This window comes from Arthrobacter pigmenti (genome assembly GCF_011927905.1).
GTDB classification, from domain to species: domain Bacteria; phylum Actinomycetota; class Actinomycetes; order Actinomycetales; family Micrococcaceae; genus Arthrobacter_D; species Arthrobacter_D pigmenti.
Genome location: NZ_JAATJL010000001.1, coordinates 2,195,737 through 2,210,533, shown reverse-complemented (window position 1 = coordinate 2,210,533; position 14,797 = coordinate 2,195,737). Strand labels below are relative to the sequence as shown.

Sequence of the window (14,797 nt, the reverse complement as noted above, 5' to 3'; positions counted from 1 at the left end):
CATGACAGATAACAACCGGGACTTCGACCCCGCCGCGAGCTCCCTTGCCGGCGAGGTCGATCCAGCAGTCATGGAGGAGTTGCTCGCGGTCCGCGGCAGCATTGACAACATCGACGCAACCCTGGTGTACCTGCTCGCCGAACGGTTCAAGGCCACCCAGCGCGTTGGGCACCTGAAGGCCGACCACCAGTTGCCTCCCGCAGATCCGGCACGCGAGGCTGCGCAGATATCCAGGTTGCGTGCGCTCGCCGAGGAAGCACACCTCGACCCCGCGTTCGCGGAGAAGTTCCTGAACTTCATCATCTCCGAGGTCATCAGGCACCATCAGGATATCTCAGAGAACCATTCATCGCGCGATGCCTGATGCCGTGACAGTCACCGCGGCCGGTGACTGGCCGGGCCAGGATCCGGCCGAAGCGATCCGCACCATCCGTGGAGAGCTTGGGAGTCCGAACCTGCCGTTCCTTCCCTCGTTGCCGCAGCGGGGAGCCGGCAGCGACGAGGTTGGCCGGACGGCCGCGCTGCTGAGCGAGCTTCCCGTCGACCTGCAACCTCACGGCTGGCGCCTGGTCGATCGGCCGGGACAGGACCTCCGCCGTGCGGCTTCAGCCCTGTCCACCGATCTGAACGTTCTCGCGGACCTGGTCGGCGCGGAAGCGGACCCTACTGCAGGGTTCAAGATTTCCTGCCGTGGACCGCTTTCCATGGCCGCTAATCTGTACCTTCATAACGGCGAGCGGGCGCTCCTTGACCATGGGGCCCGTAGAGACATCCGTGATGCCCTGGTGGACGGCGTCGTCTCCCTGGTGCGACGCACTGCAGCGGCGAACCCGGCCACGGAATTGACCGTGCAGTTGGATGAGCCCGAGATTGCTGACGTGCTTGGCGGTGCCATCCCCACGGCGAGCGGCTACCGCACCCTCCGTGCCATACCCCAGCACGAGGTCATCGAAGCCTGGACAGCGGTTGCTGAGGCCGCCCAGGAAGCCGGTGCCGCCGTCGTCGTCCTTTCCTTCCGTGAGACCGAAGCGCTGCAGGTTCTGACGCGGACGCCGAAGGTCGGCTTTGCAGTGCCCGTAGCCGGGGCAACCGGTCAGGACTGGGAAGCGATCGCTGAACTCGTTGAGGGCGGCCGGCAGTTCTGGGCAGCTCTTCCCGTGCCGGTGCAGCGGCCGGTGAAGGTTCAGGACACGACGGAGACGCTGCTGCGTCCCTGGCGAGGTATCGGGCTCCCGCTCTCGAGCCTGGGTGCCGTTAGGCTGCTGCCCGCCGAAAGACTCTCCGAGGATGGGCCGGACAACGCGCGCCGAATGCTGAGGCATCTCCACTCAAGCGCCGATGCCCTGAACCAGGCGATCGCCGACGCCTGAACGCTACACCCGACGCTCCCAACGTGCCGGCGCTTCTTCGGCGGGGAGGTCGCCATTGTAGGGAGATGTTTCATAGGTAAATCTGCCCGCGTACACGAGCACCGGGCCCAGCTGCCGGTGCAGAACGTTGGAGGAGATGCGGAAACAGTTCTCGGCGGAGTCCCACCATTGCTCTACATACGCCTTGGCACCGATAAATTCCGGGATCGGCAGTCTCAGCGGACCGGCGAACACACGGGTGTTCCAGGAGACCATGCGCATCCGGCCGTTGGCGGTCACCTGGCACGTCAACGCCGTAGCCATCCGCCGATGGATTCCGAGGTAATCAACAAGACCGTCATCTGTCCAGGACGTCGTGTCCTCAAAGATGCGGTGTGCGGCCGCGAAGTGGAAGTCGCGGCGGGCGGTGAGGGAGGGCCGGCCGAACGGATCGGTGTGAGCCCAGTTCCGCACCCTGAACTGCACGTTGCCCTCGTACTCCGGGAAGAACGTATGCTCCCGGGCAGCCACCGCGAAAACGGGCCGCATGATCTTCGATGGGCTGCCCGCAACGTCGAACGTGCCCCTGCAGGTGGCATGTGCCCCGCTGTGCTGATGGAAACTGAAGTAGTGCTGCAACTCGGGCTGGAGCCGGCGGAAGTCTTCTCCGAGCGCGAACTGGTAGATGGACAGCGTCACGGCCATCTCCTTTCAGCAATCCAGTCCAGGATGATGCGGGCAGTGAACCGTCCATGCGCACGGAGCATCGGGCTACTCCGGAGATCCGGCTGCATTCCGTAATGGGTCATGTAAGCGGCAAGGACCGCGAGCCAACTGTCGACGTCATCGGGATCCGCCGCCGCTGACAAGGGCGAGTCCCGCAACCACGGGCGCGGATCGATACCGCCGTGACGGGCGTAAACGAGCAGACCAATCCAGTCCGCCCACGCCGGTCCGTGAGCGAGGAAGTTCCAGTCACAGACGAAAGCACGATTGTCGCTGCGCTGAATGATGACGTTGTCGGCCCTCAGATCGTTGTGCAGGATGGCATCGCCCTTCAAGGCATCGGCGCTGCGGTTGCACAGCGCTTGCAGCTCGCTCAACCGTCCGGCCGTCCACGGCGGAAGAAAGTCGGGCAGCCCACCGCTGGCGCCCAAACGATGGAAGATTGAACTGACCTCCGGATCGTCGCTGAGCCCGGCTGCCATCGGGCCGCCGGTCACGCCGCGCGGTAGCCCGGCCAAAGCGTCCTGAATCGTCACGAGGCTCTCGTGGATCGAACCGAGGTCGGCTTCCGTCCAGGGCGTTCCCGGCATGTAGCCGTGAATTGTCTCGAAGCAGAGAACCTGCCAGGCGCCGTCGTCGTCATCTGCGGTGAAGGCCGCCCGAAGGTGCGGGACAGGAAGGTGTGGGGGAAGCAGTTCGAGCACCGCCTGCTCCCGCACATACGCGTCGTGGATGAACTTATCCGAGGACGGCGCCGCCTTGACGAAAAGACTATGCTCGCCGGACTCGACGATCGCGGCGAAGCCGGGAGTGAAGCCACCGCCTGCCAGCACGGTGCTGCGGACCGTGCTACCGAGCTGAACCTCGATGCGGGACCGTACCGATTCGGGGAGCGTGCTCCACTCGCGCCGCCGGGACGTCCGGGTGTAGTCGAACACCTCGGGCTGCGTTCCCATGCTAGAGCCGCCCCGTTGCTTTGAGCCTGATATAAAGGTCAGCCAGTTTGGACGGAAGCTCGTGCGGCGGTTCGTCGACCACCTCCGCGCCCAACTGGTGCAGACGGGCCTTGATGGCTGCACGGTCGAGGAGTGCCCGCTCGGCGGCCGCCGCGCGGTAGGTCTCAGCCGCTGTTGTTCGCTCGCGCCGCAGTTCGTCGAGGTGCGGGTCGCGGACCGAAGCCACAACGACGACGTGCTGTGAAGTCAGGGACGGCAGCATCGGAAGGAGTCCTTCCTCCACCGCTCCGGAATCGAGGGCGGTGAGCAGCACAACCAGCGAGCGGTGGGCAGAAATGGACCGGACCTGCGCTGGCATCTGGGAGAAATCAGCCTCGATCAGTTCCGAATCAAGTGGGGCCATGGCCGTCACCAGCGAGGCAAGCAGGTTGCCCTTTGCGGCGGACTCCACGCGAGCACGGGGCCTGCGGTCGAACGCGAGGAAATCCACGCGGTCACCGCCACGCTGCGCAAGAACCGCGAGCAGGAGGGACGCCTCGATACCCGTGTCGAGCCGTGGCTCGTCCTCGATCCGTGCGGCGGAGGTCCGGGAGGTGTCCAGCACGATCACCACCCGCCGGTCCCGTTCCGGGCGCCACGTCCGCACAACGGTGTCGCGCCGTCGCGCCGTTGCTCGCCAGTCGATCGAGCGTACGTCGTCGCCGCGAACGTAATCCCGGAGGGAGTCGAACTCGGTACCGGCTCCGCGAATCTGTACCGCGGCCCGGCCATCCAGTTCACGAAGCCGGCGAAGCTTGGACGGCAGGAGGCGTTTGGAGTGGAAGGGCGGCAATACCCGAAGGCCGCCCGGCGTCTTGAGCGTAAGTTGGCGCGCGGCAAGTCCGAGCGGGCCGACACTGCGTATTGTCACATGGTGCACAGCCAGGTCACCGCGGCGCCGGGGAACGAGTTGCACCTCCACACGCCGCCCTTCGCCAGGCGGCACGGAGACCCGTTGAACCGGATTCACAGCGCCTGCGGACGGCTGCCACCCCTCGCGGATCCAGCCGCGGAGCGCCCGTCCCGAGTGATTCCGTACCGTTAGCGTGCTGTGGGCGCTCTCCGTCAACCGCACCGACTCAGGGAGCGTACGTTCGACGCCCACGCGGCGCGGCGAGGCAGCCAGGAGGAGGTCCACAGCGCAAGCGAGCACCAGCAAGGCGAGCCACACTGCGAGGGAGACCGGGCCGGGGTAGAGAATAACCGGCAGCACACCGAGCAGCGCACAAAGGACTAGACGGGATGTAATGCTCATTCCGAAGCGCCCACGGGTTACCTGGGCACCGGCACTGTGGCGAGGATGCTGCCGAGTATGCTATCCACGCTGACACCGTCCATCTGGGCTTCCGGACGCAGCGCCACCCTGTGCCGCAGGGCGGGGAGCGTTAGGGCCTTCACGTCATCGGGCGTGACGAAGTCGCGTCCGGCGAGCCATGCCCATGCACGCGACGTGTTCAACAGCGCCGTTGCCCCACGTGGGGAGACACCCAACTGGAACGACGGCGCCGACCGGGTCGCGCGCACTACATCCACGATGTAGCCGATCACCTCGGGCGCAATGTTCACTCTCTGCACCGCCTGCCGGGCCTTCGCCAGATCCGACTCTCCCGCGACCGCCCGGACACCGGCACCGGACAGGTTCCGGGGATCGAAGCCGGCACTGTGGCGGCGGATCACCTCGATCTCGTCGTCGCGTTCCGGTAGAGGGAGGGTGAGCTTGAGCAGGAACCGGTCCAGTTGTGCTTCCGGCAGTGGATAGGTCCCCTCATACTCCACCGGGTTCTGCGTAGCGGCCACGATGAACGGATCCGGCAGTGCACGGCTTACGCCGTCGACCGAGACCTGACGCTCTTCCATGGCTTCGAGAAGTGCTGCCTGCGTTTTCGGCGGCGTCCGGTTGATCTCGTCAGCGAGCATGATGTTGGTGAAGACCGGCCCCTCGCGGAAGGTGAACTCCGCAGTCCGCGACTCGAAGATCAGTGAGCCCGTGATATCACCGGGCATCAGGTCCGGAGTAAATTGCACCCGCTTGGTATCCAGGCTGAGCGCAGCAGAGAGGCTGCGCACCAGAAGGGTCTTCGCTACGCCGGGCACACCTTCGAGCAGGACGTGCCCCTTGGCCAGCAGGGCAATCAGAAGACCGGTCACCGCGGCGTCCTGCCCGACGACCGCCTTCGCCACCTCGTCGCGGACAGCAACAAGGGCTTCCCGAGCTGACTCCGTCGTGCGGGTCCCGGCGCCGGGTGCGGCTGGATCTCTGTCCGGGGCGTCTCTGTCCGGGGCGTCACTGTTGGCCGGAGCTTCTCCCGGCCGGTAGGACGGGGGTGCCGGCTGATACGGGTGTTGTTGACTCATGCGCGTCGGATCTCCTGTTCGAGGTCTTCCAGTTCCTGGCTCCAGCGCACCAGCTGCGCGTCGGAGCGTGGCGTAAAGGTATTAAGGATTCGGTCCACATCCTGATGGTCGCGCCCACACTTTCGGGCCGCGGCGGCAACCACTTCGAATCGGGATCCGGACTGCGGGACCCGCAACATCGCGGCCAGGCGGTTGAGGGTGCCGGCGCGCAGTGTGTCCGCGGCATGCTCGACGGCGTTGGCGTCCTGGTAGAGCCGGGCCCGTCCGGCCGCGGTTTCCGCCGAACGTACGACGACGGGCAACGGCTCCGTCACCAGCGGTCCGAGCCGGCGGCCGCGCCACAGGATAGCCAACAACGCCGTCACCAGAAGCCAGAACATCAACGGGTTCACGAAAGCGGGCAGGAGGCTCAGAGGATCAACTGGTCCGGCAGCGGCCGGTACATCCTCGGCGGTGGGCTGGTACCAGACGAGTGTCGGATTACTTCCGAGTGTTCTGAGAGATAACGCCGCGTTCCCGTGTTCATCGACGAGTTCGTTGCTCAGGACAGCGCCGTTCCCGATGACGAGCGCATTGCCGCCGGTCGTTGCAGCGAACGTACCGCTTGCCTCGGCGTCGCCACCTGTTGGAATAGGGAAGCAGGTGACGTCACCGCGATACGTGCGGCCGCCCGGACTGGTGGTTTCGGCCGCTTGCGCGTCAGCGTTCGCACACTCCGCCGTGAGCGGGTCGGTAATCGTTTCCGGTACCACCCCTGCGGACCGGATGCCGGGGGCGAGCTCGTTCAGGATAGGTAAGCTCGGCTCGATCAGGACAACCCTGTCGGCAAGCCCTGCGCCCAGATCCGCCAATTGATCGGGCCCCAGCCAGCCGTTGGGGTCATGAAGCAGGAGCGTGTCACTTGGCCCCTCAAGGGCTTCCTGCGCCTGCTCCAACGTTGTTGCCGGAATTACCTCAATACCGCTGCGCTTCAACACTTCGGCGGTGGCTCGCGCGCCCTGCGGTGCAGGGTTACTGGGGGAGAGCGGGGTGCCGTCGTTCGACGTCGCAACGAGTGCGCCGACGATCACCGAGATGACGAGCAGCGAGCCCAGGATGAGCCATGGACGCGCCCGCGACAGATGATTCGTAACGGTGCGGCGCACACTTCCCCCGTCGCCGATCACCTCCGCATCGCGCTGCCGTTCTGCCGAAGCAGGGGGCGCCGTCGTCGTCGTTTCGCTCATACTGGTGCCGCCCATTGAGCCGTCGCACGGGCGGACTGGGGCTGGGAAACCGTCAGGTTCCGGTCCAGCGCGACTGACCGCTCGTAATCGCTCGGGGTCGCGGGCCGGGCGCCGTAATGCACTTCATTGAAGCGTAAGGCCAACCAGGAGATGTCCGTCTCGAATGCACTGAACGCGCCCTGCAGCCGGTCGGCGACTTCGCCGGCTGTCCGGCCGGGCTGGTCGTCGAGGACAAGCCGCTCCTCGGCGGAGCGCGTGATGGCACGGAACCTTTCCGTGAGCGCCTCATCCCAGTTACTTCCGGCCGCGGCTTCATCAGCGAGTGCGCGGTGCGCCTCCGCGGAGAGCCGGGATGTCTGTTCGAACACTGCAGGCCCGGAGCGCTTCCTGCGGGCATTCAGCCGTGGACGGACGAGAAGTACGGCAATTACGATGACGACGGCGGCGCCGACGGCAAGCAGGATGGTTCCCAGCCCGGCGTCCACGCCCCTGATCTGTCCCAGGAGTTCGCCAAGCCAGTTGAGGATCTCAGTCCAGATTCGCTCAAGCAGGGAGGGCTCGGCTTCCTGGTAGACCGGTTTCGATAACTCTTCCTGCAGAAGTTGCCTGGCCTCCTCGTCGTCAGGCTGGACCGGAACGCCCGCCCATACGGGCCAGTCAATAACGTTTTTCTGCATGCGCACTCAGGGCCCGGGCCGTGAGGGAGGGCCCGCAGATCCGGGATGCCCGAATTGCCCGGCGGACTGGCCCGGGATTGGGTGGGACACGCCGGTTGCGCGGGCCTCGTTCTCCCGGAGCAGGACGATGTCGAAGCCTTCCCGCCGGATCCTGAGATCTACGTAAAGCAGTGCCGTTACTCCGGCCTGGAAGGCAAATCCGATGGCTGTGAATATGGCCGTGATCGACTGCAGGATCAGCAGCAGGGGCAGTGACTGGACCATCCCGGTCTCGAAGGAGGCAGGATCGGTGGTGAATGACCCGAATCCGAAGCCAAGGAAGGAGATCGGCATGGTGACGATCTGAGTGATGACGGAAACGATGATCGCGGTGAGAATAAGGATGCCGAACGTACGCCACCAGTTTCCGGTGGTGAGGGTCCAGGATCTGCGAAGGGCGGCGATTGGCCCGACATTTTCCAGCATCAGCGCCGCAGGCGCCATGACCCACTTGACGTTGAGCCAGGCGGCAACCGCGACGGCGGCCAGTGTTCCGACGATGATGATTGCGATGGAACCTTCCTCCAGCGCCACCGCGAGGCCAACAAAAATAACCACGAGGATGGTGATCGAGACGGTCCAGATCAGGAACAGTATGGCTCCCAGCCCCAGCAGTGGAAGGATACGCCGCCCGGCGAGTTTCCACAGCGCTTTGAACCCTGTGCGTTCGTTCAGGACGGCCCTTGCGATAGGGATGATCAGGACTCCCTGGAGGATCAGCACGCCTACTGATGTCAGGAGAATCAGAACCGAGCCGACAGACAGGAATGACGCAATCAGGCCTACGGTCTGCTCTGTCGAAGCGGTGAACGGGTCCAGCGTCGCGAGCGATCCGGTAAGCCCGAAAGTCAGGAGAACGGTGATGATGCCGACGATCACCTGGAAGAGGATGGCCGAGCCGAAGGTGGCAAGAGCGTTGCGCCGGCAGGCTTGGAAAGCGCCGTCGAGAATCTCGCCCAGTCCGAGCGGACGCAGCGGAATGATCCCAGGTTTCGGTGGTGCCTGATACCCCGGGAATCGGCCCGGCGGGTAAGCCGGCCATCCCTGGGCACCCGAATTGGCGGGCTGCTCAGACGGCCAAGGCTGGTTCTGGCCCCACTGTGGTTGGGGCGGCTGGTTCTGCCCATGCTGTGGCGGTCCGGAGGGAGGCTGCCATGGCCGGTCTTCCGGTTTTCCTCCCGGGAAGTTCCCGCTCATGATGATCCCCTTACATACATTTGCTGCCACTGCTTTTATAGCGACTGCGCCTGGCTCATCTAGAACTATAGTTACCGGCGCCGACGTTTAGTGTCTTTCCTGTTCTCCGGCCCAATTGTTCCTGACCCGGGGCCGCCAGTAATCGTCCTCTAGGATGACAGGAGCGCAGCGGGATGCCGGATGTGCTTGGTGCGCCAGCGCGCCAATGCGACATTGGTTGGGGCAATGGGAGAACATGGAGTCATGAAGGCACGCATTCTGGTCATAGACGACGACGAAGCACTGGCCGAGATGATCGGTATCGTACTGCGCAACGATGGGTTCGACCCGGTGTTCTGCGCCGACGGCGCGCAGGCGTTGGAGATCTTCCGAAGTTCCAAGCCCGATCTTGTGCTGTTGGATTTGATGTTGCCTGGTGTGGACGGCATCGAAGTGTGCCGGCAGATCCGCAACGAATCGGACCTTCCGATCGTCATGCTTACCGCGAAGTCGGACACCTCGGATGTAGTCCGAGGACTTGAATCCGGTGCTGATGACTACGTGCCCAAGCCGTTCAAACCGGCGGAACTGGTCGCCCGCGTGCGTGCACGCCTTCGGCCGGGTGATCAGAAAGCACCGGAAACGCTGCGAATCGGCGAGGTCAGCATCGACGTCGCGGGGCACTCGGTGACCCGGGCAGGCGAGCGTATTTCGCTGACGCCGCTGGAATTCGACCTGCTCGTGGCGCTTGCCCGCAAACCGTGGCAGGTGTTCACGCGTGAACTTCTGCTGGAGCAGGTTTGGGGATACCGGCACGCTGCGGACACCCGGCTCGTTAATGTCCATGTGCAGCGGCTGAGGTCCAAGATCGAACGCGATCCTGAGGCCCCGGAGATTGTGCTCACAGTTCGAGGCGTTGGATATAAGGCAGGACAAGCGTAATTTGAAGCGGCGTGTGAGCCAGTCCTTCGGTGCCGCGGCAGATGCCGTGGTACGGGGGTGGCGGGGGTTCCGATCCGCCACGGGGCGGGTAGCGCGTCGGTGGCGACGATCGCTGCTGTTCCGGACCGTGACGTCCACACTGGTGCTCACTGCCGTCGCGCTGGTTGCTGTCGGTGCCTTCCTCTCCAGCCAGATTGCCAACGGTCTCTACCAGGAACGCCTGGATCAATTCAAGGCCGAGGCGAGCGAGGGTCTGAGCGAAGTGAAGCAGATTTTCGCTCAGACTTCAGTGACTGGTCAGGAAGATACCGGCCAGCTCGTACGGGATACCCTGCCGAGCCTGGAAGGCGGGGGCGCCGACGCGCCCCGTCAGTTCATCCTGGCTGACGTGCCGGAACAACAAACGAGCGACTTCATCATTTCCCCGTTCGGAAGTAACGACCTCACAGAGTCAGCGGCGATTCCCGACCAGCTGATCCAGGCGGTCAGGACAGGCGATGCACAGTATTGGTCTCCTACCAGCTTGCCAACCTCGGCAAGCGGAACCGAACTTAACGTGCCGGGAATCGCCTTCGGCACGAAGGTGACCCTCCCACCTGAGCAGACAGAGTATGCGCTGTACCTTCTCTACGATCTTTCTTCGATGCAAGCGACACTCGACTACATACACGGTGTCATCTGGATCGGTGGAACGCTGCTGCTGCTGACAATAGGCGCGATTGTCTGGCTGGTCACCCGAAGTCTGGTGGGACCGGTCAGCCATGCGGCGCTGGTATCGGAGAAACTTGCTGCCGGCCAGCTGCAGGAACGCATGGAGACGCAGGGAGAGGACGAGGTAGCACGGCTTGGCGCCTCCTTCAATCACATGGCAGCGAGCCTCCAAGACCAGATCACGCAGCTCGCACAGCTCTCGCAGATGCAACAGCGATTCGTTTCGGACGTGTCCCATGAGCTCAGGACGCCGCTCACAACGGTGCGGATGGCGGCCGAAGTCCTGCACGAAGCGCGCCGTGACTTCGATCCCGTGAACCGACGCTCAGCGGAGATCCTTTACAACCAGGTTGAGCGCTTTCAGGCGCTCCTTGCAGACCTGCTCGAAATTTCACGGTTTGATGCCGGCGCCGCAGTTCTCGATGCGGAACCCACCGATATTTTTCAGCTCGTGCAACACGTTATCGATGGCGCGCAACCCCTGGCAGACAGCCACAAGTCGGAAATCACTGTCATCTCGAGCGAAACCAAGTGCGTGGTGGATGCGGACCCGCGCCGGATAGACCGTATCCTGCGTAATCTCGTATTGAATGCGCTCGAACACGGCGAAGGCAAGCCCATCAATATCTACATTGCTTCCAACCCGGATGCGGTTGCCGTTGCCGTACGGGACCATGGCATCGGAATGTCCCCGCTGGACGCGGCACGGGTATTCGACCGGTTCTGGCGCGCAGACCCTGCGCGCGCTCGGACAACCGGGGGCAGCGGCCTGGGGTTGTCCATTGCCACAGAGGACGCCCGCCTGCATGGAGCCTGGCTGCAGGCCTGGGGGTCGCCCGGGGAGGGGTCCTGCTTCCGGCTGACCCTGCCGAAACGGCGAGACGCGGTGCTGAAAGTCTCGCCCCTGCCGCTTCCTCCCCGACAGGCAGCGCTTCCGCCTGGACCGGTTGAGGCCAACCAGGCAGCGCCGGACGCGCTTCCGACTTTGCACGGCGCAGTAGGGGGAGACCGATCGTGAAGCTTCTGCGCAACTCGCGCTTTGTTATCGCTCTCGCCCTGCTGGGAGCCCTTACCGCGTGCTCGTCAATTCCCACGGCTGGTCCCATCGGTACCATCGAGGCGACCGCAGAGGCGGAGAACGACGGGGGATTCGTGAATAATCCTCCTCCGCCCAGGGAAGGTTCCAGTGCGGCAGAAGTGCTCGAGGGGTTCCTTTTCGCAGGAGTTGGTGTGTCAGATAACTTCAGCGTCGCCAGAGAATACCTTACGCCGGCGCTTGCGCAGACCTGGGAGCCGGAGGAAGAGATTACTATCTACCGCTCTGACCCCATTGTCAGTCCCACGCCTACAGACGGACAGTTGCAGCTACAGGTAGAGGTAGCCGGTTACATTGACGCAGCCGGAATACGTAGCAATGTGCCCGCCGGAAGCACTGAGTCCCTCTCCGTTCGGATGGAGCGGGTGGAGGGTGAGTGGCGTGTCGCGGAAATTCCGAATGGGATCATGATCTCAACCGCGGATGCGGTGAATCTGCTGCAGTCGCACGAGCTGTATTTCTACAGCAGCACCAGCGAGTTCTGGGTGCCGGACGTTCGCTGGTTCGTCAACCGTCAGGGGATTGCTTCGAATATTGCGCAAGCACTCATCAATGGTCCCGCACCGTATCTGCAAGGCGCCGTGATCAGCGCGTTCCCGGAGAACGCGGCGTTGGCGGTCGAATCGGTTCCCATCGAATCGGGTACCGCTACCGTCGATTTGACTGAAGAGATTCTGGACAGCACAGATGACCTTCAGCGCCAGCAGATGGAGCAGCAACTCGAGGTGACGCTGACTGCGCTCGATACGGTAAATTCGGTCGAGCTGAGATCAGGCACTCTGTCTCTCGCGGATTCCGACGCGAACCTGAATACGATTCGGGACCAGGCCGTGGGAAGTCAGCAGGTCGCCATCTCGGAAAACGAGCTGGTCTATCTCGAAGGCGGGGCGCTGAGGCCGGTCGAGGACGTGCCTTCCATCGCCACGCTGGAGCCGATCGATCCGGCGATGTCCTACGGCAGCACCAGAAGCTTCGCTTTCCTCAACGCCGCTCGAACGCAGTTGTTCGCGACTGGTGAGGGGGAGGCGGTGAGGACGGTACTCAGTGGCTCCAATTTGACTGCGCCGAGCTTCGACCCCACTGGTTGGCTCTGGACAGCAGGGACCAGCAACGAGTCGTCCTATGTACGCGCCATTCCGCCCGGTGGGAACGAGGGCGACGCAGTACAGGTTCTTGCCCCGTGGCTTGGAGATCGGACCATCAGTGAAATCCGTATCTCACGAGACGGTGCTAGGGCCCTGATTGTGTCCCAGCAGTCAGGTCAGAGCCAAGTTCTTCTCTCCGGTGTCAGCCGGACGGAAGAGGGCGTGCCGCAGAGCCTCAGCGAGCCAATCTCTCTCGACGCGTCCGGACCGGTCAACGCGGCAAAGTGGGTGTCGGAAACCTCAGTTCTCGTCGCGCAGACATCCAGTGACGATCCCGTCGTCGCGACGCTCATCCCGTTTGCAGGGGACTCAACCGACTTTCAGCCCCCACAAGACGAAACGTCGCTCGCGATTGAACACATCAGCGCCGGAAGCGGGACGACCGCGCTGTTCGCGCAGAGCGCCGGAAGTATTTGGCAGCTGGTAGGCAGCACGTGGAACAACCAGGACGTGCCGGCGCGTGACCCTGCCTTTCCCGGCTAGGTGCTTCGAAGTCCCGTGGACTTATCCACATAGCGCCTAGGTCCGCTGCGACGCGACGCTTCGATCCGGCAAAGTGAGGAGGGTGCTCTGGAAACGACTTGCTGCGAGATTCGACGAACTGCGGCTCCGTCCCTGGCCGGTGAAGACCGGAGAAGCGTTCGGCGAGTTCTGGTCGCTCCTCTTCCCTACCGAATGCGTCGTCTGCGAACAGCCGGACAGCTCACTCTGTACTGACTGCACCGAGACATTTCGGCGTATGACGGTCCGCCCATTTCGGGCGGAGGAGAGCGCCGACGGTCTGCCTGCCTCGGAAGTCAGCGGTTCCCGACCACGAGCGGACGGTTCAGACTTCGTGCCCTTACCCGTCATCGCCTCCGGCCGTTACGCGAAGTCACTCGCCGCTGTGTTGCTGGCGTACAAAAATCATGGGCACACGGACCTGGTGCGGTGGCTGCAGGCTGCGCTTGCCGGAGCCCTGCACGAAGCTAATGCGTCTCTCTGCGTCCATGCCGCCGACGTCGTTCTGGTTCCTGTGCCCGGCAAGGGTGCTTCATTCAGGCGCCGCGGCTACGATCCACTCGCACTGCTGCTGGGCGGGTTGGCGAGACGCCGCGAGTTACCAGCCGGTGCGGTGGTAGTCCCGGCGGTCCGACACGCGCGTACACCCGCTGCGAGTGCAATCTTCGACATCGCGAAGTCAGGTCAGAAGGGACTTGGGAGGCGAGGGCGGCGTTCAAATGTTGCGTGGAGCATGGAGCCCGCTCCCGCTTACCAACGGGTTCTCCGCGGGCGTGCATGCCTGATCGTTGACGATGTTCTGACCACCGGCTCCACCATTGCGGAAACCGCCAGGGTACTTCGCGGACTGGACGCCACGGTGGCGGGCGCCGTCGTTATCGCAGCAACTCCAGCCCCTCGCGGTCGCCGCGAACGTGAAACGGAAGACCCGACGGGCTAACTGAGAGCTGACAGCGGACTCCCAGCGAACCCACCGAAAAAAACCCGCCGGTAGGGGTGAATTCAAACATCACGTGAACTAACGTGAAGTATGGGTATCGCAGCGAAGACAGTTACCCGTCGACAGCGGCTGGAAGGAGAACATCCTCGGCCGCTGTTGTGTCACCTAAGCGATTTTGGAGGGCACTAATGGAATTCATGATCAACGGGAGAAACCTGGCGGTTTCCGACCGGTTCCGCGAGTACGCGGAAGAAAAGATCGACAAAATCGAACAGCTGGGGGACAAGGTCCAAAGGCTCGACGCGAAGGTAACCAAAGAGCCAAATGCGCGTCAGGCGGACAGCGCGCTCACCGTTGAGCTTACGGTGATGGGACGGGGTCCGGTTATCCGGGCCGAAGCGTCAGCCGCAGACAAGTTCGCGGCGTTCGATCTCGCTTACAGCAAACTGCTGGAAAGGCTTCGCCGCGCACGGGACCGGCGCAAGGTGCACCACGGACGGCACACGCCGGTTGCCGTGCGTGTTGCGACGGCCGGTTTGGAACCGGCCAGCACGAGTCAGCCCATCTACGCCGAATCGTCGAACCACACCGGAAGCTCCGGTACCGACACCGCTGAGCAGTCCGGCTATGAGGTAGCGGACGATGTACCGGCCGGGGATTCGCCGGTATTGATCCGCAGGAAAGTGTTCTCGGGAACGCCGATGAGCCTGGATGACGCGGTCGACAACATGGAACTTGTGGGACACGATTTCTACCTCTTCGTGGATTCGCTGACAGGAGCCCCATCGGTGGTCTACAGGCGTCAGGGTTGGACCTATGGCGTCATCACCCTTGACTCGAAGTGCGCAGACGGCGAGGAAGACCCGCACGAGGAGCTCGTCGCCTACCGGTCGCGCGAATCGGCTACGGCTTGATTCCC

Annotated in this window: 14 protein-coding genes; 7 read left to right on the top strand and 7 right to left on the bottom strand. The window is 63.6% G+C overall.

The window, feature by feature from the left end; all coding sequences use genetic code 11:
* Nucleotide 1 precedes the first annotated feature (1 nt).
* Together BJ994_RS10180 and BJ994_RS10175 are read left to right on the top strand one after the other, a co-directional pair.
* Nucleotides 2–364: a chorismate mutase gene (locus BJ994_RS10180; RefSeq protein WP_167993810.1), complete on the top strand. Its 363-nt coding sequence runs from the start codon at nt 2–4 to the stop codon at nt 362–364.
* The gene (locus tag BJ994_RS10175; RefSeq protein ID WP_167993809.1) at nt 357–1,370 is read left to right on the top strand and encodes a uroporphyrinogen decarboxylase/cobalamine-independent methonine synthase family protein; all 1,014 of its coding nucleotides are present in this window, start codon (nt 357–359) and stop codon (nt 1,368–1,370) included. The genes BJ994_RS10180 and BJ994_RS10175 overlap by 8 nt, the downstream gene beginning before the upstream one ends.
* 3 nt (nt 1,371–1,373) lie before the next feature.
* Here BJ994_RS10175 and BJ994_RS10170 read toward each other — a convergent pair whose 3' ends face one another.
* From BJ994_RS10170 to BJ994_RS10140, 7 genes are read right to left on the bottom strand one after another with little or no spacing between them, the layout of a single operon-like run.
* Nucleotides 1,374–2,054: a DUF4166 domain-containing protein gene (locus tag BJ994_RS10170; RefSeq protein WP_209066774.1), complete on the bottom strand. Its 681-nt coding sequence runs from the start codon at nt 2,052–2,054 to the stop codon at nt 1,374–1,376.
* Entirely contained in the window at nt 2,045–3,031 is a 987-nt protein-coding gene (locus tag BJ994_RS10165) for a phosphotransferase family protein (RefSeq protein WP_167993806.1), read from the bottom strand. Before BJ994_RS10165 ends, BJ994_RS10170 begins: the two co-directional genes overlap by 10 nt.
* Before the next feature lies 1 nt (nt 3,032).
* Nucleotides 3,033–4,325, bottom strand: a complete 1,293-nt coding sequence (locus tag BJ994_RS10160; RefSeq protein WP_167993804.1) for a DUF58 domain-containing protein — start codon at nt 4,323–4,325, stop codon at nt 3,033–3,035.
* A 17-nt stretch (nt 4,326–4,342) separates the two neighbouring features.
* Nucleotides 4,343–5,425, bottom strand: a complete 1,083-nt coding sequence (locus BJ994_RS10155) for an AAA family ATPase (RefSeq protein ID WP_167993802.1) — start codon at nt 5,423–5,425, stop codon at nt 4,343–4,345.
* Nucleotides 5,422–6,666 (bottom strand): DUF4350 domain-containing protein, encoded by a 1,245-nt coding sequence (locus tag BJ994_RS10150; protein ID WP_209066772.1) that lies wholly within the window; start codon nt 6,664–6,666, stop codon nt 5,422–5,424. Before BJ994_RS10150 ends, BJ994_RS10155 begins: the two co-directional genes overlap by 4 nt.
* Nucleotides 6,648–7,328, bottom strand: coding sequence for a DUF4129 domain-containing protein (locus BJ994_RS10145; protein ID WP_167993798.1), 681 nt, complete (start codon nt 7,326–7,328; stop codon nt 6,648–6,650). The genes BJ994_RS10150 and BJ994_RS10145 overlap by 19 nt, the downstream gene beginning before the upstream one ends.
* A gap of 6 nt (nt 7,329–7,334) precedes the next feature.
* Nucleotides 7,335–8,564: a DUF7847 domain-containing protein gene (locus BJ994_RS10140; RefSeq protein ID WP_167993796.1), complete on the bottom strand. Its 1,230-nt coding sequence runs from the start codon at nt 8,562–8,564 to the stop codon at nt 7,335–7,337.
* Between the two features lie 243 nt (nt 8,565–8,807).
* Between BJ994_RS10140 and mtrA the strand changes: the two genes are divergently transcribed.
* The 5 genes from mtrA to hpf all read left to right on the top strand — a co-directional run bounded on the left by mtrA (nt 8,808) and on the right by hpf (nt 14,792).
* Nucleotides 8,808–9,485, top strand: coding sequence for an MtrAB system response regulator MtrA (mtrA, locus tag BJ994_RS10135; protein WP_167993794.1), 678 nt, complete (start codon nt 8,808–8,810; stop codon nt 9,483–9,485).
* Between the two features lie 46 nt (nt 9,486–9,531).
* Nucleotides 9,532–11,214, top strand: a complete 1,683-nt coding sequence (mtrB, locus tag BJ994_RS10130) for an MtrAB system histidine kinase MtrB (protein WP_342450446.1) — start codon at nt 9,532–9,534, stop codon at nt 11,212–11,214.
* Nucleotides 11,211–12,920 carry an LpqB family beta-propeller domain-containing protein gene (locus tag BJ994_RS10125; RefSeq protein ID WP_167993792.1) on the top strand — a complete coding sequence of 570 codons (1,710 nt, stop codon included), beginning with the start codon at nt 11,211–11,213 and terminating at the stop codon, nt 12,918–12,920. The genes mtrB and BJ994_RS10125 overlap by 4 nt, the downstream gene beginning before the upstream one ends.
* 82 nt (nt 12,921–13,002) lie before the next feature.
* Nucleotides 13,003–13,878: a phosphoribosyltransferase family protein gene (locus BJ994_RS10120; RefSeq protein WP_167993791.1), complete on the top strand. Its 876-nt coding sequence runs from the start codon at nt 13,003–13,005 to the stop codon at nt 13,876–13,878.
* 188 nt (nt 13,879–14,066) lie between these two features.
* On the top strand, nt 14,067–14,792 hold the full coding sequence (gene hpf / locus BJ994_RS10115; protein WP_167993790.1) for a ribosome hibernation-promoting factor, HPF/YfiA family: 726 nt from the start codon (nt 14,067–14,069) through the stop codon (nt 14,790–14,792).
* The last annotated feature ends 5 nt before the right edge of the window (nt 14,793–14,797 follow it).